Annotated in this window: 20 protein-coding genes and 1 pseudogene; 16 read left to right on the top strand and 5 right to left on the bottom strand. The window is 65.4% G+C overall.

Translation table 11 applies throughout. The features are described 5' to 3' along the window. Positions 1 to 37 precede the first annotated feature (37 nt). The 6 genes from ACV22Z_RS03205 to ACV22Z_RS03180 all read left to right on the top strand — a co-directional run bounded on the left by ACV22Z_RS03205 (position 38) and on the right by ACV22Z_RS03180 (position 7,346). Positions 38 to 2,182, top strand: a complete 2,145-nt coding sequence (locus ACV22Z_RS03205; protein WP_448074855.1) for an alpha/beta hydrolase fold domain-containing protein — start codon at positions 38 to 40, stop codon at positions 2,180 to 2,182. 163 nt (positions 2,183 to 2,345) lie between these two features. After that, complete coding sequence (locus ACV22Z_RS03200) at positions 2,346 to 4,022, top strand: long-chain-fatty-acid--CoA ligase (protein ID WP_448074854.1); 1,677 nt, start codon at positions 2,346 to 2,348, stop codon at positions 4,020 to 4,022. A gap of 383 nt (positions 4,023 to 4,405) precedes the next feature. Next, complete coding sequence (locus ACV22Z_RS03195; protein ID WP_448075155.1) at positions 4,406 to 5,536, top strand: porin; 1,131 nt, start codon at positions 4,406 to 4,408, stop codon at positions 5,534 to 5,536. Positions 5,537 to 5,620: 84 nt separating this feature from the next. Beyond that, the gene (locus tag ACV22Z_RS03190; RefSeq protein WP_448074853.1) at positions 5,621 to 5,992 is read left to right on the top strand and encodes a hypothetical protein; all 372 of its coding nucleotides are present in this window, start codon (positions 5,621 to 5,623) and stop codon (positions 5,990 to 5,992) included. Positions 5,993 to 5,999: 7 nt separating this feature from the next. Further along, positions 6,000 to 6,641 (top strand): alpha/beta fold hydrolase, encoded by a 642-nt coding sequence (locus tag ACV22Z_RS03185; protein WP_448074852.1) that lies wholly within the window; start codon positions 6,000 to 6,002, stop codon positions 6,639 to 6,641. 222 nt (positions 6,642 to 6,863) lie between these two features. Then, positions 6,864 to 7,346 (top strand): NUDIX domain-containing protein, encoded by a 483-nt coding sequence (locus ACV22Z_RS03180; RefSeq protein WP_448074851.1) that lies wholly within the window; start codon positions 6,864 to 6,866, stop codon positions 7,344 to 7,346. Between the two features lie 375 nt (positions 7,347 to 7,721). Here the strand turns inward: ACV22Z_RS03180 and ACV22Z_RS03175 are convergent, their stop codons facing one another. Beyond that, positions 7,722 to 7,904 carry a hypothetical protein gene (locus ACV22Z_RS03175; RefSeq protein ID WP_448074850.1) on the bottom strand — a complete coding sequence of 61 codons (183 nt, stop codon included), beginning with the start codon at positions 7,902 to 7,904 and terminating at the stop codon, positions 7,722 to 7,724. Between ACV22Z_RS03175 and ACV22Z_RS03170 the strand changes: the two are divergent. Both ACV22Z_RS03170 and ACV22Z_RS03165 read left to right on the top strand, forming a co-directional pair. Then, positions 7,885 to 7,995: pseudogene (locus ACV22Z_RS03170) on the top strand (ATP-binding protein); the annotation flags it as partial. The gene ACV22Z_RS03175 and the pseudogene ACV22Z_RS03170 sit on opposite strands and share 20 nt — an antisense overlap. A 184-nt stretch (positions 7,996 to 8,179) precedes the next feature. Next, positions 8,180 to 8,818, top strand: a complete 639-nt coding sequence (locus ACV22Z_RS03165) for an SGNH/GDSL hydrolase family protein (RefSeq protein ID WP_076885764.1) — start codon at positions 8,180 to 8,182, stop codon at positions 8,816 to 8,818. 470 nt (positions 8,819 to 9,288) lie between these two features. On the opposite strand, the gene ACV22Z_RS03160 is transcribed toward ACV22Z_RS03165, so the two are convergent. From ACV22Z_RS03160 to ACV22Z_RS03150, 3 genes are all read right to left on the bottom strand, one after another. Continuing rightward, the gene (locus tag ACV22Z_RS03160) at positions 9,289 to 10,212 is read right to left on the bottom strand and encodes a glutaminase (RefSeq protein ID WP_448074849.1); all 924 of its coding nucleotides are present in this window, start codon (positions 10,210 to 10,212) and stop codon (positions 9,289 to 9,291) included. A 257-nt stretch (positions 10,213 to 10,469) separates the two neighbouring features. Beyond that, positions 10,470 to 11,258: an enoyl-CoA hydratase/isomerase family protein gene (locus ACV22Z_RS03155; protein ID WP_448074848.1), complete on the bottom strand. Its 789-nt coding sequence runs from the start codon at positions 11,256 to 11,258 to the stop codon at positions 10,470 to 10,472. 262 nt (positions 11,259 to 11,520) lie between these two features. Then, complete coding sequence (locus ACV22Z_RS03150) at positions 11,521 to 12,426, bottom strand: LysR family transcriptional regulator (protein ID WP_448074847.1); 906 nt, start codon at positions 12,424 to 12,426, stop codon at positions 11,521 to 11,523. A gap of 216 nt (positions 12,427 to 12,642) precedes the next feature. On the opposite strand from ACV22Z_RS03150, the gene ACV22Z_RS03145 reads away from it, so the two are divergent. The 7 genes from ACV22Z_RS03145 to ACV22Z_RS03115 all read left to right on the top strand — a co-directional run bounded on the left by ACV22Z_RS03145 (position 12,643) and on the right by ACV22Z_RS03115 (position 18,859). Next, the gene (locus tag ACV22Z_RS03145) at positions 12,643 to 12,957 is read left to right on the top strand and encodes a hypothetical protein (protein WP_448074846.1); all 315 of its coding nucleotides are present in this window, start codon (positions 12,643 to 12,645) and stop codon (positions 12,955 to 12,957) included. 24 nt (positions 12,958 to 12,981) lie between these two features. Beyond that, on the top strand, positions 12,982 to 13,320 hold the full coding sequence (locus ACV22Z_RS03140) for a P-II family nitrogen regulator (protein ID WP_448074845.1): 339 nt from the start codon (positions 12,982 to 12,984) through the stop codon (positions 13,318 to 13,320). Positions 13,321 to 13,352: 32 nt separating this feature from the next. Then, on the top strand, positions 13,353 to 14,879 hold the full coding sequence (locus ACV22Z_RS03135; protein ID WP_448074844.1) for an ammonium transporter: 1,527 nt from the start codon (positions 13,353 to 13,355) through the stop codon (positions 14,877 to 14,879). Between the two features lie 418 nt (positions 14,880 to 15,297). Next, positions 15,298 to 15,597, top strand: a complete 300-nt coding sequence (locus ACV22Z_RS03130) for a hypothetical protein (RefSeq protein ID WP_448074843.1) — start codon at positions 15,298 to 15,300, stop codon at positions 15,595 to 15,597. 104 nt (positions 15,598 to 15,701) lie between these two features. Beyond that, positions 15,702 to 16,868, top strand: a complete 1,167-nt coding sequence (locus tag ACV22Z_RS03125; RefSeq protein WP_448074842.1) for a porin — start codon at positions 15,702 to 15,704, stop codon at positions 16,866 to 16,868. A gap of 178 nt (positions 16,869 to 17,046) precedes the next feature. Continuing rightward, positions 17,047 to 17,757: a response regulator gene (locus ACV22Z_RS03120; RefSeq protein ID WP_448074841.1), complete on the top strand. Its 711-nt coding sequence runs from the start codon at positions 17,047 to 17,049 to the stop codon at positions 17,755 to 17,757. Beyond that, on the top strand, positions 17,744 to 18,859 hold the full coding sequence (locus ACV22Z_RS03115; protein WP_448074840.1) for an ATP-binding protein: 1,116 nt from the start codon (positions 17,744 to 17,746) through the stop codon (positions 18,857 to 18,859). Before ACV22Z_RS03120 ends, ACV22Z_RS03115 begins: the two co-directional genes overlap by 14 nt. 78 nt (positions 18,860 to 18,937) lie before the next feature. Here the strand turns inward: ACV22Z_RS03115 and ACV22Z_RS03110 are convergent, their stop codons facing one another. Beyond that, positions 18,938 to 21,232, bottom strand: coding sequence for a patatin-like phospholipase family protein (locus ACV22Z_RS03110; RefSeq protein ID WP_448075154.1), 2,295 nt, complete (start codon positions 21,230 to 21,232; stop codon positions 18,938 to 18,940). Positions 21,233 to 21,589: 357 nt separating this feature from the next. On the opposite strand from ACV22Z_RS03110, the gene mreB reads away from it, so the two are divergent. Continuing rightward, positions 21,590 to 22,624, top strand: coding sequence for a rod shape-determining protein MreB (gene mreB, locus ACV22Z_RS03105; RefSeq protein WP_448074839.1), 1,035 nt, complete (start codon positions 21,590 to 21,592; stop codon positions 22,622 to 22,624). Positions 22,625 to 22,968: the final 344 nt, after the last annotated feature.

The raw sequence follows: 22,968 nt of genomic DNA, 5'->3' as shown, positions 1-22,968 counted from the left end.
CTACACTGAGATAACTAACTCAGTTGGAGAAACTAGCATGAAGGTGATCGTTGTCGGAGGCGGTATTGGTGGGCTCACGACGGCTCTGGCGCTGCTGCGCCACGGAATCGAGCCGATTGTACTGGAGCGTGCACCGCAGTTGACGGAGGTGGGGGCGGGCGTCCAGATCGCGGCGAACGGCACGATCGTGCTGCGCGAATTGGGGCTGGAACCCGCATTGGCGGCGATTGCGACTGTGCCTGAGCGTTTCGACTACCTCGAGTTGTCGACAGGGCGCCTGTTGTACGTGGCCCCGCTCGGCAAGGAGGCGGAGGCGCGTTACGGCGCGTTGCTCTACAACGTGCACCGCGCTGACCTGATCGACCTGCTCGCGAAGGCGTTGCCGCGCGATGTGGTGCGCCTCGGGGCCGAATGCGCGTCGATCTCGCAGGACGACGATGGCGCGACTGTCACGCTGCAGAATGGCGAGGTCATTCGCGGCGACGCCGTGATCGGCGCCGACGGCATTCATTCCGCCGTGCGGACGGCGCTCAGGGGGCCCGAGGAGAAGCAGTTCGCGAACATCCTGATGTGGCGCTCGCTGATTCCCGCAGACCGGCTCGACGGGCTGAAGCTGCCGGTAGCGGGGAACAACTGGTTCGGCGTCGGCCGGAATATCGTCTCGTATTGGGTTCGCAAGGACCTCTACAGCATTCTTGCGTCGGTGCCGGCAACCGAGGTGAGCCGCGAGTCGTGGACCCAGTCGGGGGACGTCGCGCAGCTGCGGCGCTCGTTCGACGGTTGCGAGCCGACCGTCCGGAAGTTGCTGGAAGCCGTGGACTCGGCGTTCATCACGGGCATGTATCACCGCGATCCGATCGCACAGTGGAGCACCGGACGGATCGCGCTCCTCGGCGACGCCGCGCATGCGATGGTGCCGTATCTTGCGCAAGGCGCCTGCCAGGCCATCGAAGATGCATGGGTCGTCGCCACCTGCCTGAAGCGTCACGGCCCGGCCGGCGTCCGGGATGCGCTGCTGGAATATGAACGGCGCCGCCAGCCGCGTACCACGCGCATTCAGGCGGGCGCGCGATTTGTCGTCGACTGGGCGCACGAACCCGACGAAGCGCGGGTACGCCAACGTAACGGACGCCTGAAGGGGCTCTCCCGTATCGATCCGCTGGCCGAGGCTTCGTGGTCGTTCGCGTGGGGGCACGATATCCTCGAGGCGGTCAAGTTGCCGCCCGGCGAAGTCGTGGGCCTGAGCGCGGCGCGCGAAGGGAAGCGTATGGCACGCCCCGAGAGCCAGCGCGCGTTCGATCTGTGGAAGGGCGTGTTTGCGCCCGATGACATCGCGCGTGGCGACCGCGGGCAACGCGCGGCTTACGAACGGTTCCTGCTGGAGCAGTTTCCGGTGGCGGCCGGCACCGACGTGACGGACGTCGACCTGTACGGGACGAGCGCGTTGCGGGTGGTGGCCGCTGGCGCGGGGCGCAATGCTACCGCCAAGGCCACCGTGCTGCACTTCCACGGCGGCGGCTATGTACTCGGCTCGGCGAAGAGTTCGGTCGAATACGCAAGCCGCCTGTCGCGTGCGCTGAATGGCCCGTGCTACACGGTCGACTATCGCCTTGCGCCCGAGCATCCGTATCCGGCGGCGTTCGATGACGCAGTCAGCGCGTATCGTGGCCTGCTCGCTTCGGGTGTCGATCCGTCGACGGTGTTTCTGAGCGGCGAATCGTCCGGGGGCGGCCTCGCGCTGGCGCTGGCTGCGGCGTTGCGTCGTGCGGGCTTGCCGTTGCCGCGCGGTGTCATCGCGATCTGCCCGCTCACCGACCTGACGCTCGGCGGCCCGTCCGTTACGGCGAATTCAGGCAATGACCCGGCCGCGAATCGCGAGACGCTTTCCAATCTTGTCGCGTCGTATTTCCAGGGCCACGAGCCGACGGATCCGATGGTGTCGCCGCTGTTCGCGGACCTTGCCGACCTTCCGCCGGTATTCCTGGCGGCTGTGCGCGGGGAAGTGCTGGAGAGCGACACGACGCGCTTTGCGGAGCGGGCGCAGGCAGCAGGCGTCGACGTGACGCTGAAGCGGGTGGACGACTCGGTGCACGTCTTCACGCTGTTCCCGTTCCTGCCGGAAACGGCCGAGACGCTTGAAGAAATCGGGCAGTGGAGCCGCCAGCTGCTTCAAGCGCATTGAACCGCGATTGCCTGGCGCTCGACGCGGCGGCCGCATGCGGCAACGCGTTTCGCCTGGATCGATCCTGTCTTCCGTCACGGCCGCGTTGTCCGCGACGGAAGCGATCGGCGTCGACGCGCCACGCGATCCCGCTGCATTTCATCGTCCTATGCCTGGAGTAGACATGACGCCAACCTCATCGCGTCAGGAAGTCGGCATGCCGCGCCATGTGTCCGTGCCGCCGACATCGCTGTACGCCAATCTCGACGTCTGCGCAAACCGCCATCCGGAAAAGCCGGCCATCCTTTACTACGGCAATGTCGTCAGCTATCGGCAATTGCGACAGGAAGTGGACGCGATGGCCGGCTTTTTGCAGCAGCACTGCGGCATCGCCCGGGGCGACCGCGTCGTCCTGTACATGCAGAACAGCCCGCAATTCGTCACGGCCTTCCATGCGATCCTGCGCGCCGACGCGGTCGTCGTGCCCGTCAATCCGATGAACCGGACTGCGGAACTGGAACACATACTGGAAGACAGCGGCGCCAGCGTCGCCTTTGTCGGCGACGAACTCATGGAACACGTCCGGCCGCTGACGGGCCGCCACCTGCACCATGTCATCCGCGCACGCTATGTCGACTATCTGCGCGAGCAGACCGATCTGCCGCTGCCTGACGTGCTGACTCGCGTCGCGCCGCATCGGCATGCGGCGTCGGGCGGCAGCCATGTGGCCGTCACCGACTGGCGCAACGCATTGACGCGCAAGTGCATGCCGCGTCCGCACGAATCCGGGCCCGAAGACCTGGCGGTCATTCCGTACACGTCCGGCACCACCGGGCGTCCCAAAGGGTGTATCCATACCCATCGAAGCGTGATGCACTCGACGGTTTCGTGCGCTGCATGGCCGAATCTTGCGAGCGACAGCGTGATGCTGTGCTCGGTGCCGCTGTTCCATGTCACCGGCATGCAGAACTGCATGAACATGCCGATCTTCATCGGCGCGACGATGGTGATCATGACCCGCTGGGATGCGAGATGCGCAGCACACCTGATCGAACGCCACCGGGTGAGCACGTGGGTCACGGTTCCCACGATGGTGATCGACCTGCTGAACCTGGCAGACATCGACGCATTCGACCTGCGTTCCATGACGTACCTGAGCGGGGGCGGCGCCGCGATGCCGCAGGCCGTTGCGCAGCGGATTCAGGCGCGCTGGGGCATCCCGTACGTAGAAGGGTACGGCCTCACCGAAACGATGGCGGCGACCCACATCAATCCGCCGCAGCACAGCAAGCCGCAGTGCATGGGTGTTCCCGTCTTCGACACGCAGTCGCTCGTCGTCGATCCGGATACGCTGTGGCCGCTCGACGAAGGACAAACGGGTGAAATCCTGGTGAGCGGGCCGCAAGTATTCGGCGGGTACTGGAATGCGCCGGAAGCGACGCGCGACGCATTCGTGTCGATTGACGGCAAGCGGTATTTGCGGACCGGAGATCTCGGTTATTTCGACCGGGACGGCTACTACTTCGTCGTCGACCGGCTGAAGCGCATGATCAACGCGTCCGGCTACAAGATATGGCCTGCGGAGGTCGAGTCGATGCTCTTCGAGCATCCTGCCGTCCAGGAGGCATGCGTGATTGCGACTCACGATCCGCGTAGAGGCGAGTCGGTCAAGGCTGTCATCGTGCTGCGCAACGGGGTGCATGCGACGGACGAGGAAATCGTGTCATGGGCGCGCGAGCGCATGGCGTCCTACAAGGTTCCGCGCGTGATCCGGTTCGCCGACAGCCTGCCCCGTACGGCAAGCGGGAAAATCCATTGGCGGCTGCTGCAGGAAGCCGAGACGCGGCATCGGGAGCCTTGAGCCGGAGGCGGGCACGTTCGCCCGCCGAGGTACCAGGCGGGCAGCGCCGCGACGCCATGTTCAGGCATCGCATCGCATCCGCCGCTGTCCGCCCGCCGCGAAGTGCAGATTCTTCAGCGGTTTCGCATAAGGAATGGTTCGGGAGCGTGTGCGGTAGAAAAGTGTAGATTGCAAACGTGAATTAGACGATTCGCAGTGCGACATAATCACAAGATCGGAGTCTGTGCATGAGGATGGTTCGGAGAGTGTTCAGCGGGTTCGTTCGGAGATGCGGAAGTCGGGGTGATGGAGCGGAAAATTGCCGCACGGCAATGCCTTGTCAGTCGGGACGGGCAGCGTCATTGCGGGCCCGCTTGCCTGACCGACGGCACGCCCGCGTGCGGGTGCCGCGCGTTTCGCGTTCGGGCAAGGCCGGGCTGTTGGCCGGCGTGATCTCCACGGCGGCGTTGTACGCCGTTTCGGCGGCAGCCCAGTCGTCGGTCACGCTCTACGGGCTGGTCGATGCAGGGATTCGCTATACGACGCATGCGAATCCGGCAGGCGATTCGCAGTTCCGGCTCACCAGCGGCGAGAGCGAGAGCCACTTCGGCATCAGGGGCGTCGAGGACATCGGAGGCGGCACGAAGGTTCTGTTCCAGCTGGAAGATCGCTTCTTTCCGAATTCGGGGGCCAACGATCCCGCCTATCCGTTCTTCAACACGGCATTCGTCGGCCTGCAGTCGAGCCGCTTCGGAACGCTGACATTGGGGCGGCAGTTCAATCCGCTTTCCGACGTGGTGATGCGCGCGTTCGTGACGAATTCCTGGCTGCCGACGTTTTACCAGTTCCGGCCGGAAGTGATGATGGCCCAGGGCGTATGGACGAGCAACATGGTCAAGTACGCGGCGCAATGGCAAGCCGTGACGGTCGAGGTGTCGTATGCGTTTGGCGGCAATGCCGGCGCATTTGGCGCAGGGAGCCAGATCGGGGCGTCGGTGCTGTATTTGCCGGACGCACCGTTGCGCGTTGGGGCCGCGTACCTCGACTCACGGGATGCCGTGAACGGTTCCGCACACTTCAAGTCCTGGGGCGCCGGCGGCTCATATACGTTCGACAGTACGACGCTCATTGCCGGCTGGGCAGTGAACCGGCAGGACGCCGGCTTCGTCGGCAACTTCCCCAACGGCCCGTTCAGTGCGCCGGAATTGACCGCAATCAAATTCAATACGTTCAGCTCCCGGCAGATGTTCTTCGGCGGGGTGACGCAGGCGGTAGGCCATGCTGCTCGTCTTTCTGCCAATGTGTGGCGCACGGTCCAGACCGGAAAGAACCGGCCGGCCGATGGCAACGCGACGCAATTTCAGCTGCTCGCGGACTACAACTGGTCGAAACGGACGGATACGTATCTCGAAGTCGATTACTCTCTCTACCGGGGCGGCCTGGTTGGCGCCCAGTTCCAGGGCGTGAATGCGCCGGGTTCGGCGTACGGTACGACTCAATTGGGTATCATGGCCGGCTTGCGGCATCTGTTCTAGGTTGCCGGCGGCGGGATCGTTCACGAGGGTGTGTACCGGCATGCCGCCCCGATCCGAATCCGTGCAACAGGAATCATCGTCGGCATGGTCGACGAGTATCCCGAGCAGGCGTTCGGCGGGGCGCAGGCCGGCACGCGCGCGGGCTGGGGCCGCGTGAGCGACCCCGAGGCGTTCGCGCTGCTCGACGAGATCACGGCGAGCGAGTTGATCCGCGATCTGGGCGGCATGCGGGGGGAGCGTGGCGCGCAATTCCGGCGTGCGGGAGTGCGCGTCGTGTCGCAGCGATCCGTTGATTCCGCAACCCTTTTCCGTCAATCGGCGAGCCTGGCAGAATGGTCGGCAACCGGGCTGCTGTCGTACCGTCGTGCGGGAGCCGCGAACAAGATCACACCGCAGGCAAATCAACACTATCCCAATGCCACTACCGCTGATTTTTCTGCCGGCCATGCCGTGTGACGGACGCATGTATGCCGATCAGGTCGAGAAGCTGAAGGATCTTGCTTCACCGACCGTACAGGTATTGGTGCATCCGACATTCGCCGATAGTGCCGACAGTCTCCTCGCGTCGATAAGTGGCGACTTCATCCTCGTCGGCACCGCGTATGGCGGATGCCTGGCGATGGAAGTGCTTGCCAGGGCGCCGGACCGCGTCCGCGGACTCTGGCTGATGAACTGTCAGCCGGGCGTTCATCCGAATCCGGACGCCGTTCGTGCGACCAGCCAACGAATTCGCTCGGGCGAGCATGAGCGCGTCATCGCGGAATTTGCCGAGAGCGCGATCCCTGCCCACGATGTCGTTTCAAGAGCTGCGTTCGTACACATGGCTCGCGATAGCGGGGCGGACATATTCGCCCGGCAATCTGACGCCACGTTGACTCGTTCGAATCATTGGCCGACGCTTGCGTCGAGCAAGGTTCCGACGCTGCTCGTATGGGGCGCTGCGGACCGCTTCGTTCCCGTCGATGTCGGCCGGCGCATCGCCGATCTGATGCCGCACGCTCGCTTTGAGTCAATCGAAGGCTGTGGCCACTTTCCGACCTTGCAGCGGCCGGCACTATGTACGGAGATTGCGCGTGAGTGGTTGATCGAGGCGGTGCTGTGCTGAATCCTGTATGAAATGATGGCCGCGCGGTCGATTGTATTGGGTGGCGTTCGGCAATGAGCGGTCAGTCGACATGGTTGTTGGCAAATCGTTATCCCGCGCGCGGACAGGCGCTGGTCAAACTATGGTTTCCAACGCAGTGGTGCGACTGACGCTAAATCACCTGAGCGACACGAACCCGTACGACCCGGAAGATCTTTGAACATGAAAGTAAGGAGAGACCTCATGCCGAGCCTTGAGCGAGCGCGATCGGCCATGCTTATCGACGCTGTCTGGCGAATGGTGCTTCGCATCGGATTCCGGCTCGCGCGCGCCTGGTGGACCCTTCGACGGCCTCGCCATGAGGGCGCGTTGGTCGCGATCTACGTCGGGCGCGCGTTGCTGCTGCTAAAGTCGTCGTACCGGGCCGAGTGGAATTTTCCTGGCGGTAGTATCCGGCCCGGTGAGACGCCTGTTGCAGCGGCACAGCGCGAAATGGAGGAGGAAATTGGTCTCTCGTCGCACCCATTAGTCCCTGCGGGCAGCGCCTGCGGCATCTGGGACGGGCGCAGAGACCAGGTGTATTTCTTCGAACTGCACCTCGATTGCGTACCCGAACTGCGGCTTGATAATCGCGAGATTATCGCGGCGCATCTGGCCTCGCCGGAGGAATTGGGCGGGCTCGCGCTGACAGGGGCGGTCGCTGCGTATCTCGGCAGAGATCGTTGAGGTTGGTTGGCACTTTTCCTTTCGCGACATTTCGGAGGCACCAGGCAGCCGGTCGGTTCTGGAGGGCCTCTGCGTTCCGGTTAGGCCCTGCATCCCCGAAGGGAGGGGGGGCATTCCATCTGGGCCGATTGCTGTCGAAGAACGAACTCTCCATTGAGCGCATCGACGCTTGCCGATATCAACCCGTCGCCGTTGCACCAGAAGCGTCACACCTGACTCCGCCGCATCAAAAGATCGAACGCCCCGAATACGTAGTCAACCATTCCAGCGCGAGCGTGCCGGGACTCCGGCAATATAAACTGACATGTAACCCCTCCGGCGCGGACTGCGCGGGCAAGTGCCCGCCGCCTTCGACGACCGAGTTCGGCGGCGGATTCAACCGGTCGATCGCGTCGGGCGGCAGGCGGCCAGTTCCGGTCGTTCGTCACCTGTGTCAAGATCATCGACAATCGTCGCTTCATCCATCAAACGAGCAACATCCTTTGATGTTGCGGCGTAACGGCGGGCTTGCGTGCCCTTCGCTCGGCTGAATGCCGTGCCGATCAGCTTATCGGCCATTCTTGATCGCCTCGTGCATCAGGCCCACAAGCTTCCGCTAAAGGGCGACTCGATGCGCCGAAAGAATAAGCCCGATGACGGCGTAGCCTGATCCCGAACACTCACGCTACAATCCATGCACCTCGCAGCACCGCCCTCCAGCTTGTTCGACTTCACCGAAACGAGCGTTCGCCTTCCCCGAAATCCGCAGTCATCCACTGTGGCCGGCGCGGTGGGGGCGATGGCTGCGGTGGTATTCGAGGGTCAGATTAGCCGGCCTGAGAAGGTGCCCAAGCATGCAACACATCCTCGTCTACGCAGACTCGCTGTCCTGGGGCATCGTGCCCGGCACGCGCCAGCGCCTGCCCTTCGACGCCCGCTGGCCCGGCGTGATGGAAGGCGCGCTGGCGGTGCAGGGCCTGCGCGTGCGCGTGACCGAGGACTGCCTGAACGGCCGCCGCACCGTCTGGGACGACCCCTTCAAGCCCGGCCGCAACGGCCTGGATGGGCTGGCGCAGCGCATCGAAGCCCAGTCGCCGCTGGCGCTGGTGCTGCTGATGCTGGGCACCAACGACTTCCAGGTCATGCACGCCAACAACGCCTGGTGCAGCGCCCAGGGCACCGCCGCGCTGATCCACGCCATCCGCACCGCGCCCATCGAGCCCGGCATGCCGGTGCCGCCCATCCTGGTGGTGGCGCCGCCCCCGGCGCAAGTGGCACGCGGGCCCATCGCGCCCAAGTTCGAAGGCTTGGAAAGCAAGTGCGCGGGCCTGGCCGACGCCCTGCGCGCCGTGTGCGAGGCGCAGGGCTGCGCCTTCTTCGATGCCGGCAGCGTCACGCCGACCAGCGCGGTCGATGGCGTGCACCTGGACGCGCCGCAGCACGCCGTGCTGGGACGGGCGCTGGCGGATGTGGTGGCGGGCTTGCTCGCCTGAAGACTAAAATTCTGGCCATTCTGTCCAGAAAAGGAGTCGATCATGTCCCACAACATCTAGACGAGGTAGATCAATGTCAGCATCGCGCAAACCCCCACGCCGATCTGGTTCGCCCGCTTCGCACAGCCCGTCCTATGCCGCGGCGTCGGATTCTATCGAGGCCGGCATGTCGCAGCGGGTGCAAGAGCTGTACGGCAGCAATGCGCCTATGGCCGTCGCGTACGGCGGACTTGCCGCCTGGTGCGAGAATGACAAGGAAGAATTCGAGCTATGAGTGCGGGTTTTTAAGCGCCTGTGCAACTAAGCCCCTCCAGCTCGAGGCTGACATTGAAGCCTGGTCGGGCGGGGAGGGGAAAGTCCGTTGTGGGTCGATTGCTGCCGATGGCCGAATTCCCCATTGAGCGCGCCGGCGCGCGTCGATATGAATCTGCCGCCGTTGCGCCAGATGAGGCACGCTTAACTTCGGAGCTTCAAAAGATCGACCGCCCCGAATACGTCGTCAACCATTCGAGCGCCAACGTACCCGCCAGCGAGTTGCCGTTCGCATCGAGTCCCGGCGACCACACGCACACGGCCATCTCGCCGGGCAGCACCGCGATGATGCCGCCGCCGACGCCGCTCTTCGCGGGCAGGCCGACGCGATACACGAAGTCGCCGGCCGCGTCGTAGGTGCCGCAGGTCAGCATCAGCGCGGACAGCCGTTTCGCGGAACTCGAATCGACGATGCGCTCGCCGGTGACGGGTGCGACGCCGCCGTTCGCGAGGAACAGCGCGGCGCGCGCGAGCTCGACGCAGTTCATCGTGATCGCGCACTGGCGGCAATACGCGTCGACGACGGTTTCCGGCGGCATCTGCATGTTGCCGAAGCTCGCCATGAAATGCGCCATCGCGCGATTGCGCTCGGCGTGCTGCAGCTCGGACGCCGCGACGCGCGAATCGTAGTCGATGTCGTTCGTGCCGATCAGCCGCCGCACGAATTCGACGAGCGCAGTCTCGGCCTTCACGAAGCGGCGGGACAGCACGTCGGTCACGACGAGCGCGCCGGCATTGATGAACGGATTGCGCGGCTTGCCGCGTTCGCTTTCGAGCTGCACGAGCGAATTGAACGCGGTGCCGGACGGCTCGCGTCCGACCCGTTCCCACAGCGCGTCGCCGAGCAGCTGGAACGCGAGCGTGCACGCGAACAGCTTCGAGATGCTCTGGATAGAGAAGCGCTCATGCGCATCGCCGACTGTGTAAACGTTGCCGTCGAGCGTCACGACCGCCATGCCAAAGCGCTCGGCGGGCACTTTGGCAAGTTCGGGGATGTAGTCCGCGACGCGGCCGGTGGTGCGCCACGGTTCGATATCGCGATGAATGCGTTCGAGGAGTTCCTGATAGTTTGGATCGATCATTGACGGGTGCGTCCGAGAGCCCTTGAGCACGGCCGCGATGATACCGCAGCCCGTCACTCACCGATACGCGTGCCGTAATCGACGGCTACGTGAAGTTCGATACCGCGACGATCGGTGCGGGTTTCCTTCACCGAATCAGCCACGGGGCGCAGACGCCGACCCTTTTCGACGCGACCAGCCATTACCGGTGGATCGTCGGAACTTATCTCCCCATTCCGGTCATTGCCGTTGACGCCAGGTTCGGCCACATCAGCGAATCAGCGTCCGACGAATACAACGGGCTCTGGCTGGACCCCACGCTTGATGGCGTCGACGCGTGCGGTTCGACCCTTGCGCGCGTCTTCCGTACCGTGCAGCCCCATTGTGATGTCCAGCAGAACAGCGTCGGCCGCGGGCACGCCGCCCCCCGCCCACGCCTTCAGCAGTGCGCGGATGGCTGCATACGAGCGGGTCGGCCCATTGGACAGCCGGGTGGCCAGCGATGCCGCGGTGGCCTCGACGTCCGAATCGGGACAAACGAAAGCCGCCACGCCGAGTTCGCCGGCCGTCTTGCCGGTCATCGGTTCGCTCAGCATCGTGAAGCGAGCGGCCATAGCGCGGCCGGCGCGTTCTGCCAGGCGCTGAACGCCGCCTGCCACCGGCGCAGAACCGACGGAAGCCTCGAAGTGCTGAAAGACCGCGTTATCGGCAGCGACAATGAAGTCGCAGGCCAGCGCAAGCTCGAATGCTCCACCGAAGCACGCACCGCGAACGGCTGCGACGGTCGGAATCTGTAGCGCCTCGATAGCGCGGTAAGCCTGGTTCATCTCACTGATGAAGGTGCGCCAGTCGTTGAAGTCCTTGTCGATGAAATCAAGGACATCTCCTCCATGACTGAAATTCGCCCCTTCGGCGCGCACCAGCAGAGCGCGAATCCCGGAGTTGCTGGCTTCGTGTACGGCATTCGTAAGTGCTTCGCAGAACCGGTTGTTGATCAGGTTCAACGGGGCATCGGCCATCACGATGTGTCCAACGTTGTCATCGCGTTCGAAGCGGATAACCGACATGTTAAGTCTCCTAAAAGTTTTGGGATGCCGCTCGGAACGAATCTCGAGTCAATACGGCGGAGCAAGCATGACTCGACGTGCGCTGTATGGGGGTAGGCAGAGATACGCGCCGGTTTTGCTCCGGGCGAACTTGCTTGAGGAGCAGGTGCGAAGAGTGTCGCGCCAAGGCGAACATTCGACAAGCCGATCTCACGAATAACGCTCTTCCACAAGGCGGATAACCTGCGTCCGGGCCCCATGGAGGCTGTCGATCAGGCCTCAATCAGGCCCCGTGCACGAATAGTTCGTGCACGAGACCTCGCATCCAGCGGTTACCGGGATCGTCATGCTGCGAGCGGTGCCAGTGCTGCTTGACGTCAAAGTGCGGCAACCTGTACGGAGGTTCCAGAAGCGCGAGATCGGCGATGCGCGCAAAGATCTCGGCGACATCGCTGGAAACCGTGACTACCAGATCCGTCATCGCGATGGTCATCGGGATGCTCAAAAAATGCGGTGTATGGAGAAGCACCCTGCGCTGGATACCGTGTCCTTTAAGGAACTGTTCAACGATTTCCTGACGGCGGCCCTCTGCCTGAACCACCGCATGGGGCAATTCGCAGTAGAGCTTCCTGGTCAGCCGTCCCTGTACCGCCGGATGATTCTTCCTGACAAGGCACACGAACGAATGCCGAACCAGACGTTGCTGAAAGACATCTACACCATCGAGATCCGGAAAATATCCGATCGCAAGATCGACTTCGCTTCGCTGAAGTGCGGACAGCAGCTGTTTGGGAGCCAGGGACACCGTCGTCACATTGACGCCAGGAGCGAGGCTGGTAACCCGCTGCAGCAATCTCGGCAGGGACACCATCTCACCGACGTCTGACATCGCAATGTTGAACGTGCGTCGAGCCTTGTCTGGCTCGAAAGTCGGCGCCGTCAGCACGCGTTCACGAATATCGGCGAGTACCGACTGAACCACGGGCGCCAACTGCATTGCGCGTGGCGTCGGTTGCATGCCGGATCGGGTTTTGACGAAGAGTGCGTCGCCAAGCTCTTCACGCAGACGCTTCAACGCATAGGACGTGGCTGGCTGACTCAGATTCAGTTCCACGGCCGCTTTGCCTAGATGTCCGTGACGCTGTAACGCGTCAAAAACACGCAAAAGGTTGAGATCGAAGTTATCCATTTGACGAATCGACCGGGCGGAGGAGATCTGTTTGACAAATCATGCTCCGTTTCCGGCGTGCTTTCTATCTTCCCCGGCGGTGGCGGTGGCGGTGGCGGTGGCGCGGGCACGTGCCCGCACGGGCGCATCCGGAATCCCTCGGGGCTCGCCGGATCCGTCATCGGTATAGCGGGAAGCCGACCCGATCAAATTGAAACGTAGGGCATGGAAAGGTGGATGTCGATGAAATGTAATTTTCATCGGTGGCGCACGACGAAACCGAGCACGGATGCACGTTATTGGGTCGGCGGAAACAGGGCTTGCTTGATGGTGGTGCATGCATTCCCACCGGCAATCAATACGGAATCCAAATCAATAATTGAAAACCGGGAGTGCGGGCGACTCTCCGGGATCGCAGTTCCACTGCCGCTTCGTGGCCAGTCCGGGAGCGCGAACGCGGGCAGCTGCAAGATCGTTTTTGCGAAAACCGTCAGTGTTGGCACGGCAGTTGCTCAGTCACTCGTCGAGTTGGATCGCGGCATCGACGTTTGACAGGAAAACGAAAGAGGAGCCCACATGAAATTGATCAGCGCAGTCATCAAGCCGTTCAAGCTCGATGAGACGCGGGAGGCGATTACCGCCCTCGGCGTGTCGGGCGTCACGGTGACGGAAGTGAAGGGGTTCGGGCGCCAGAAAGGGCACACCGAGCTGTACCGGGGCGCCGAATACGTGGTCGATTTCCAGCCGAAGGTGAAGATCGAGGTGGCCGTGTCCGACGACCTCGTCGACCAGGCGGTGGAAGCGATCCAGCAGGCTGCGCGCACCGGCAAGATCGGCGACGGCAAGATCTTCGTCACGCCGATCGAGCAGGTGATCCGGATTCGCACCGGGGAGACGGGCGCGGACGCGCTGTAACAGACAAGACGAGTGACAAGAGGAAACCCAAGATGCGCAAACTTCTGATGTCCCTGCTGATGGCTGGCTCGCTGATCGCGGCCGGCGTTGGCTCCGCGTTTGCGGACGACGCGGCGTCGGCCGCGGCTGCGTCCGCGCCTGCCGCCTCGGCGCCTGCCGACGCATCGGCCGCTGCCGCTGCCGCCGCGCCGGCCGCTTCGGCGCCGGCTGCGTCCGAGGCTGCCGCTTCTGCCGCCGCTTCGGCGCCGGCTTCGGGCGCCCCCGACGCATCGGCTGCCGCCGCCGCGTCGGCCCCGGCCGCGCCTGCCGCCCCGACCGCGCCGTTCTCGGTCGATTCGTCGAAGATCAACTCGGGCGACACCGCGTGGATGCTGACCTCCACCGCGCTCGTGCTGTTCATGACGATTCCCGGCCTCGCGCTGTTCTATGGCGGCATGGTCCGCAAGAAGAACGTGCTCGCGACGGTGATGCAGAGCTTCGCGATCACCGCGCTGATCACGGTGCTGTGGACGGTGGTCGGCTACAGCCTCGCGTTCACGCCGGGCAACGGCTTCATCGGCGGCCTGTCGCGCGCGTTCCTGTCGGGGATGAACTACATCCACGGCGACAAGGCGACGACGCTGACCGTCAGCCACCTCGCGCCGACGATCCCCGAGACGGTGTACTTCGTCTACCAGATGACGTTCGCGATCATCACGCCGGCGCTGATCTGCGGCGCGTTCGCCGACCGGATGAAGTTCTCGGCGATGCTCGTGTTCATGACGCTCTGGTCGCTGATCGTCTATGTGCCGATCGCGCACATGGTGTGGGAGCCGACCGGCTGGCTGTCGGCCGACGGCGTGCTCGACTTCGCGGGCGGCACGGTGGTGCACATCAACGCCGGTATCGCGGGCCTGATGTCGTGCCTCGTGCTGGGCAAGCGGGTCGGCTACGGCCGCGAGGCGATGGCGCCGCACAACCTGGTGCTGACGTTGATCGGCGGCTCGATGCTGTGGGTCGGCTGGTTCGGCTTCAACGCGGGCTCGGCGGTCGCCGCCGATGGCCGTGCCGGTTTCGCGATGCTGACGACGCAAGTCGCGACGGCCTGCGCGGCGCTCGGCTGGATGTTTGCGGAATGGGTCGCGAAGGGCAAGCCGTCGGTGCTCGGCATCGTGTCGGGCGCGGTCGCGGGTCTCGTCGCGATCACGCCGGCCGCCGGCTTCGTCGGCGTGACGGGCGCCCTCGTGATCGGCATCGCGGCCGGCGTGATCTGCTTCTGGTCGGCGACGTGGCTCAAGTCGAAGCTCGGCTACGACGACTCGCTCGACGCGTTCGGCGTGCACGGCGTGGGCGGGATTCTCGGCGCGCTGCTGACGGGCGTGTTCGCGGTCAAGGACATCGGCGGCGCGGACGGCAACGTGATGCTCCAGCTCAAGGGCGTCGTGATCACGCTGGTGTACAGCGGCGTGCTGAGCTTCATCCTGCTGAAGCTGATCGACCTGACGATCGGCCTGCGCGTGACGGAAGAGGAAGAGCGCGAGGGCCTCGACGTGATCCTCCATGGCGAGGCGATCGAGTAACTGCAACGGGGCATCGATCTTTCGGTGAGCACCCGCGCCATCGCCCACGCTTGTTGAAACGGGCAGGCGATACCGGCCGGCTGATGCTGGCCGGTCGGCGAGTGCGCACGCGGAATCGCGGCGGGGGCTCCGCGATTCCGGCAAACCCCATGGCATGCAAGCCGGGACGCAAGCGCTGCGAGCGGTCAATCGTGCAAACCGGACGACGGGGCAGGGTTGCGTTCCGGCCGCAGTGTGTCCGTCGTGACGCCGCCTTTCGCTAACCGCCGACCTCGATTGCCTGCCCCGACACGCAACAGGAAACAGGCGGCCGAAACGGCGGCTGGCGGCAGCGAATCGAAATGCGGCGCACGATGCGTGCGGCCGGAAACATGCCCGCTACACCACCGGATGAACCGGACATCGCGAGAGCGGGTTCATGAAAGACAACGATCGGTGTCATCCCGCCGTATGGGTCGTACTCGCTTCGCAGCTTGCCTGTCTGACGATATTCGCATTCGCCGAGGGTTTCGTGATGAAGAACAAATGGATGGGCGCGTGGTTCGGATTCAGCTTTCTGTTCGGCCTGATCCTGACGCGCGGCTACATCGGCATGTGGCGCAATCGCAGCGATGAAACAAGCATTGTCGGCTTCTTCCTGGACCACCCCACTTATCTGGCGATCGTCGCCGCGACGCTCGGCCAGGCGATAGCGATCCTGGTCGGCCATCCCGGTTGACGGCACCGGCATGCCGCGCAGCCGTCGGCACAGTGGCGAGCGCGCATCCGGTCACGCATCAGGCATTCGTATTCATTGTGTCAATCAATCGTGGAGCCTTGAACATGAAAAAATCCTTGCTGGCACTCGCACTATCCGGCGCGTTTGCCGTACCGGCATACGCGCAAAGTAGCGTCACCCTGTACGGCCTGATCGACACGGGCATCGTCTACACGAACAACCAGACCGGCCACAGCGCGTGGCAGATGGGCACGAGCTCGACGCAGAACACGGTGTTCGGGCTCAAGGGCACCGAAGACCTCGGCGGCGGCCTGCACACCGTCTTCAAGCTGGAACAAGGCTTCAACCTGAACAACGGCACGCAGGCGTTCCCCGGCGACGGCTTCGGCTCGCAGGCCTGGGTCGGCCTGCAAAGCGATCCGTACGGCACCGTGACGTTCGGCCGGCAGTTCGACGTGCTGAACGACCTGCTCGGGCCGCTCTCGGCCGAAAGCAACACCTGGGGCGGCAACCTCGCCGCGCATCCGTTCGAGAACGACAACCTGGCGGCCGACTCGGTGGTCGTCAACAACACGGTCAAGTACGTCAGCCCGACCTTCTACGGCGTCACCGTCGAAGGGATGTATTCGTTCAGCAACAAGGCCGGCGGCTTTGCCAACAATCGCGCGTACGGGTTCAGCGCCGGGTTCTCGCAGGGCCCGGTGAACCTCGCGGCCGGTTATCTGCAGTTCAACAGCGCCGGCGGTGGCGTGGCCGGCAGCAACCTGAACGGCGCCATTTCGCAGGGCGACGGCAGCGCGAACTTCATTGCGGAGCGCCAGCGCATCTGGGGCGCGGGCGGCAACTACACGTTCGGCCCGGCCACCGTCGGCCTCGTCTGGAGCCACACGCAGATCGACAACATGGCCAGCGTGATCTCCCTCGGCAGCGGCAGCTACATGCCGCTCGGCGGCACGCTGCGCGTCGACAACTACGAAGTCAACGCCAAGTACGCGATTACGCCCGCGTGGGCCGTGTCGGCCGCCTACACGTTCACCGACGGCGCCTACTCGAACGGCGCGACGAACGCGTCGCCGGCATGGAACACGGTGATGCTCCAGACCGATTACTCGCTGAGCAAGCGGACCGACCTCTATCTCGAGGGCGTGTATCAGCACGTGCATGGCGCGCCGGCCGGTTCCGTGCTCGCCAGCGCGATGATCAACACGCTGTCGCCATCGTCGACGGGCACGCAGGTCGCGGTGACGGCCGGCATGCGTCACGCGTTCTGACCGCCCGGTCCGGATCGCGGTCGACATGACGGACGCGCCTGCCATCGCACCCTCATTTTAGAGATAAGAAGGTCGGCAATCGGCAGGCGCAGTATCATGCGGTACGTTTCGGTTGACGAGGTTGCTCCGGCGCACGCCGGCTTCGTCGCCGCGTCCCGTATGAATCGACCGTTTGCCCATGTCTTTCCGCATCCTGCTCGTCGAAGACGACACCCGCTTATCCACGCTGATCGCCGGCTACCTGCGCAAGAACGACTACGAAGTCGACACCGTGCTGCATGGGGACGCCGCCGTGCCGGCGATCCTGTCCACCCGTCCGGATCTCGTCATTCTCGACGTGAACCTGCCGGGCAAGGACGGCTTCGAGATCTGCCGCGAGGCGCGCAGGCAGTATGACGGCGTGATCATCATGGTGACGGCGCGCGACGAGCCGTTCGACGAACTGCTCGGCCTCGAGATCGGCGCCGACGATTACGTGCGCAAGCCGGTCGAGCCGCGCCTCCTGCTCGCGCGGATCAAGGCGCAGTTGCGCCGCACGCCGGCGCGCGCCGCCGACGCCGCGGCCGCGCAGCCCGAGCGCTTCACGTTCGGCAAGTTCACGATCGACCGCACCGACCGCACGGTCGTGCTGCCGGACGGCCACGTGCCGGACCTGACGTCGGCCGAGTTCGACCTGCTGTGGGCGCTCGTCTGTCACGCGGGCGAAGTGGTCAGCCGCGACGACCTGATGCTGCAACTGCGCGGCGTCGAGTTCGACGGGCTCGACCGCACGATCGACGGCCGCATCTCGAAGCTGCGCCGCAAGCTGCGCGACGACGCGAGCAACCCGCAGCGGATCAAGACGATCCGCAGCAAGGGCTACCAGTTCAGCAAGCATGCGTGGGAATGACGCCACCCCTCTGTCGCCGCTGCGCTACGTCAAGTGGCGCTGGCTGCACTTCCGCCGCGCGTGGACGGACACGCGTGCCGACCGCATTCCGAGCTGGTCGCGCCTCTATTTGCGCACCTACCTGCACCTGCTCGGCCTCGTGCTGCTGACGGCGCTCGTGCCGGCGCTCGCGCTCGGCGTCGTGCTGTCGCCGCAGGTGGTGTGGCATGCATTCGATGCGTTACCGGGCGACATCTGGATCGTTCTCGCATTCGTGCTGGCCGCCCCGGCGCTCGCGGCGTATCGCTGGATGCGGCCCGTGTGGTCGGATCTGGTGATGGTGCGCGAGCGTGCGATCGATTTCACCGGCGGACGTTTCAACACGCGCGCGCGCGAATCGCACAGCGTGATCATCGGGCCGCTCGCGCGCACGCTGAACGCGCTCGCGATGCGCATGGAGCGCCTGATCGCCGCGCAGCGCGATCTCACGAACGGCATCTCGCACGAACTGCGCACGCCGCTCGCGCGCGTGCGCTTCGCGCTCGAGATCCTGCGCGAACCCGGTTCCGCGGCCGAATACGAAGCCGCGCTCGACGGCATCGCGCAGGACGTGACCGAACTCGACGAGCTGATCGACATGAGCCTCACGTATGCGCGGCTCGAGTACAGCTCGCTGCAGTCGAAGCTCGAGCCGACCGGGCTCGCCGCGTGGTTCGAGCATCAGGTCAACGATGCCGCGCTGCTGTATCCGGAGAAATCGATCGATACCCGCATCGCGATCGCGTCCGATGTGCGCGTGAAGATGGACCGGCGGCTGATGTCGTACGCGATGCGCAACCTGCTGCGCAACGCGACCAGGTACGCGCGCGCGCAGATCGCGGTCGGCATCGCGATCGGGCACGGCAACATCTGCATCTACGTCGAGGACGACGGCCCCGGCGTGCCCGAGCCCGAGCGCGAGCGGATCTTCGACGCGTTCGTGCGGCTCGACCGCCGCACGGGCGGCTATGGGCTCGGCCTCGCGATCACGCGCCAGGTGCTGCACGCGCACAATGGCCGGATCGCGGCCGTCGATCCGGTCGAACTCGGCGGCGCGCGCTTCGAGATCAGCTGGCCCGTATAGGGCCAGCGCAAGCCCGTTATTGGCGTGAACAGGCCCGGAGGCGGTTCGCAGCGACGCGCCGGCCGCTCCGGGCCCCGCTCAATACGTGCGGCCGAGCTGGAGATAGATGTTGCGCCGCCCGCCCGGCGCGAGCGCGACGCCGACGTACAGCGGCCCGAACGACGTCGTCAGGCTCGTGAAGAACGAATAGCTCTGCTTCAGCGGCCCTGAGCTGAACGAATCGTCGAAGGTCCAGACGTTGCCCAGTTCCGCGCTCGCGCCGACGAACAGCGCCTTGACCGGCGACGCGTTGAAGGTCATCAGCTGGTTCATGTAGGTCACCTGGCCGTAGACGAGCGCGTTGCCGTTCAGCTGGTCGGCCGCATAGGCCGCCAGGTGCTGGAAGCCGCCGAGCGTGAAGTCGAGCAGGTTGACCGGACTCACGCCGCCGAAGCTCTTGCCCGCCTCGATGCCGGCGCTGACGCTGTGCCGCCCGAACTGCTGCGCGACCAACGTCTTGCCGAAGACTTCCGTGTACTGCCGGCCCCCGCTCGACACGATCGACCGCTCGGCGCGCAGCTCGCCGAAATAGCCCTTGCGCGGGAACAGCGGATCGTCGAGCTGGTCGATCACGAGCCGCGCCCGCGCGCTGAGCTGCCGGCCGCGCAGGCTGTCGAACAGGAAGTCGGTCGGTTGGCCGTTCGGCCCGAACGCGATCGGGAGGTTGTAGTTCGGCGATGCATAGCCGTGTGCGTACGCAAGGCCGATGCGGAAATCGCCGAGCCGCCGGATCGGCACGCCGAAGTCGAAGCCGACGCGCTCGGTCTGCAGCCGGAACTGGGTCAGCTTGATGTCGTTGTCGTAGAAGTTCGCGTAGCGCCGCTCGTATTCGGCGTAGGGCGCGACGTACAGGCCGGTGCCCGACGACAGCGGCTGCCGCAGCTCGGTGCGCACCGATTGCAGGTCGCTGCCGAGCGTCGTGTCGGCACGGAATTCGAGGCCGGAATCGGTCAGCCACGGCCGCCGGTAACCGAGGTGCAGCCGGAAGCCGCCTTCGTCGGCGGAACTGCTCGACAGGCCGAGCCCGAACAGCAGGAAGTTCGGCCCCCAATACTTCTCGCGCGCATCGATCACGAGGCGGTTCTCGTCGCCGTGGCTCACGACCTGCTGCGTGACGCTCTCGAAATTGCCGCTCGTCGACAGCCCAAGCAGGTCCTGGCTCACCGCCTTCGGATCGTAGAAATCGCCGGGCTTCACGTGCAGCGCGTCGACGACGACCCGCTTCGGCACGCCGCCGTTCGTGCGGACGTCGATGCCGGTGATCCGGATCGGCGGCGGCAGCGGTTGCGTGTGCCCGGAACGGTACGCCGCGTACTGCTCGGGCGTGAGCGCATAGCGCTTCAGCCGCGGCAGCGCCGCGTTCGCGGCGGCCTCGCCGGCGGCGATCGCCTGCTTCGCGTTCTGGAAATCGGTAAACGACAGCGAGCCGAGTTCAGGCGTGAGCAGCACGTCCTGCGCGCTGACCTGCTGGCGCTGCGACGCGACGTTCTGGCGAATCAGGATGCCGACCATCTGCTGCATCACGTCGGCCGGCGATGCGAGCGCGTCGAGCGGGCGCAGCGGCGAGCCGATGTCGACCGCGATCACGACGTTCGCGCCCATCTCCCGCGCGGTGTCGACCGGCAGGTTGCTGACGAGGCCGCCGTCCACCAGCGCGCGGCCGTTGATCTCGGCGGGCGCGAACAGGCCCGGCATCGCCATGCTCGCGCGGATCGCGAGCGGCAGGGAGCCGCGGTCGAGCACCACCATCTGCCCGGTCTGCAGGTCGGTCGCGATCGCGCGGTACGGAATCGGCAGCCGGTCGAACGGCTGGTTGGTCGGCACGGCGGCCGTCCAGTCGGCGAGCAGCGCCTGCAGCCGGTTGCCCTGCACGAGGCCCGCCGGCGCCTTCACGCCCTTTGCGCCGAAGCCGAGCGTCAGGCTGTTCACGTACAGGCGCTCGTCCTCGCGGCGGCTCTGCGGGAGGTCGGAACGCTCGGTCACGTCGAACGCGACGTCGGCGAGATTGACTTGCGACAGGCGCTTCTGCATGTCGTCGGCGGGCATCCCGCTCGCATACAGGCCGCCGACCACGGCGCCCATGCTGGTGCCGGCGATGCAGTCGACCGGGATGCGGTTTTCCTCGAGTACCTTCAGCACGCCAAGGTGCGCGTAGCCGCGCGCGCCGCCGCCGGACAGCACGAGGCCGATCGCCGGCCGGCCGGGTGGGCCGCCGTCGGGTGTGCAGGCGTGCGAAGCAAGCGCGGGCGCGGCAGTCGGGGCGGAGGCGTCGGCGGCCGCCCCGGGCGGTGCGGATTGCGCGGCGGCGGTGCAGCACCAGACGGCGACGAGCATCGGACAGAGGCGGCGCAACCGCTGCCAGCGGAGAGAATCGGGCGCTGTCGTCGTGCTCATTGTGTGGCGTGTCGTGGCGGTTACCTGGTGGTGTCGGGCGTCGGCTGCCTGCCCGGAGCAGGCAAAACCGAGAGATTAACGTGTTTTGCGCAGGCGGCGCGAGACGCGGGCGCGCGTCTGGGGCGGAATCGCGGCGTTTTCGGCAATTTCGTCGCGAAAAAAACATAAGAGATCCCTAAAGTATCGGCATCAATTGCCGCTATGCCGGGATACACCGGCACACACCGTGCGCAGCCGGATCGGACGCGCAGGGCGGCGCCGGCGGCGTTCCGCCCGTTCGTTCGTAAAGGCCTGACCATGTCGACACCGCTGTTCGGAAAGTTGTTTGCGCGACCCGTTGCGATCGACCCTGGCACGGCGAGCACGCGCATCTACACGCCCGAGCGCGGGGTGGTGCTGAACCAGCCGTCGGTCATCTGCTTCCGCAAGCAGGGCGGCGCCGCAGCGCGTCCGACGCTCGAGGCGGTCGGCGAGCTTGCGAAGGCGCTGCTCGGCCGCGAGCCCGGGCATCTCGAGGCGGTGCGGCCGCTGCAGCACGGCGTGATCGCCGATGCGCACGCGGCCGAGCAGATGATTCGCCAGTTCATCGACATGTCGGACACGCGCGCGTGGTTCCGCCGGCGCGTCGAGGTCACGCTGTGCGTGCCGTCGGGGGCGACCGCGGTCGAGCGCCGCGCGATCCGCGACGCGGCTCATGCGGCCGGCGCGTCGAAGGTCGAGCTGATCGAGGAGTCGCTGGCGGCCGGGCTCGGCGCGGGCCTGCCCGTGACCGAAGCGGTCGGCTCGCTCGTCATCGACATCGGCGGCGGGACGACGGAAGTCGCCGTGATCGCGCTCGGCGGGATCGTCTATCGCGAAGCGATCCGTGTCGGCGGCGACCAGTTCGATGCGGCGATCGTCAATTACGTGCGCAACGTGTACGGCGTGCTGCTCGGCGACCAGACCGCCGAGCACGTGAAGAAGACGATCGGCTCGGCAACGGGCGCGGTGCCGCGCGAGTCGATGCGCGCGGTCGGGCGCGGCGTCGGCGACGGGCTGCCGCGCACGGTCGAGCTGTCCAATCACGACGTGGCCGATGCGCTGGCCGGCCCGCTCAAGCAGGTGACCGGGGCGGTCAAGTCGGTGCTCGAGAACGCGCCGGCCGAACTCGTGACCGACATCGCGCACCGCGGCGCGGTGCTGACGGGCGGCGGCGCGCTGCTCGCGCATCTCGCGCGCCTGCTGTTCGACGAAACCGGGCTCGCGGTGCGGATCGCCGACGAGCCGGCGACCTGCGCGGTGCGCGGGGCAGGCGAAGCGATGGGGCGGCTCGCGATCTGCGGGGCCGATTGACGGATGCGCGGCCCACGGCGGTCGCGCAGTGCAGCACGTCCCGACGCATCGCCTGTCCCTGTCCCGTTGGGCGGCGAACTGCAACGCTCATTCGCAAGCCCGCCATTCGCGCGACCCGCGCGTCGCCTGATCCCGCCGCATCGACCTCCTTCCGCGCGACCTGCTGGCGTTACGCGCCGCACGGCCCGTCTCGTTCCGGCGGATGCCCTATCCGGGGCGGCTGTTTTCCTGAGCGCCGTTTTGTCCGGTCTGCACGATTTCAAGCGCTATTCGACCGGCGATTTACTGCGGTGCAGTAATTTTCGAGAATGATGTTATTTTGACTTTCCGGTTGTGTGATTAAG

The organism is Burkholderia sp. PU8-34 (assembly GCF_053427725.1).
This window is presented reverse-complemented; position numbering and strand designations above follow the sequence as displayed.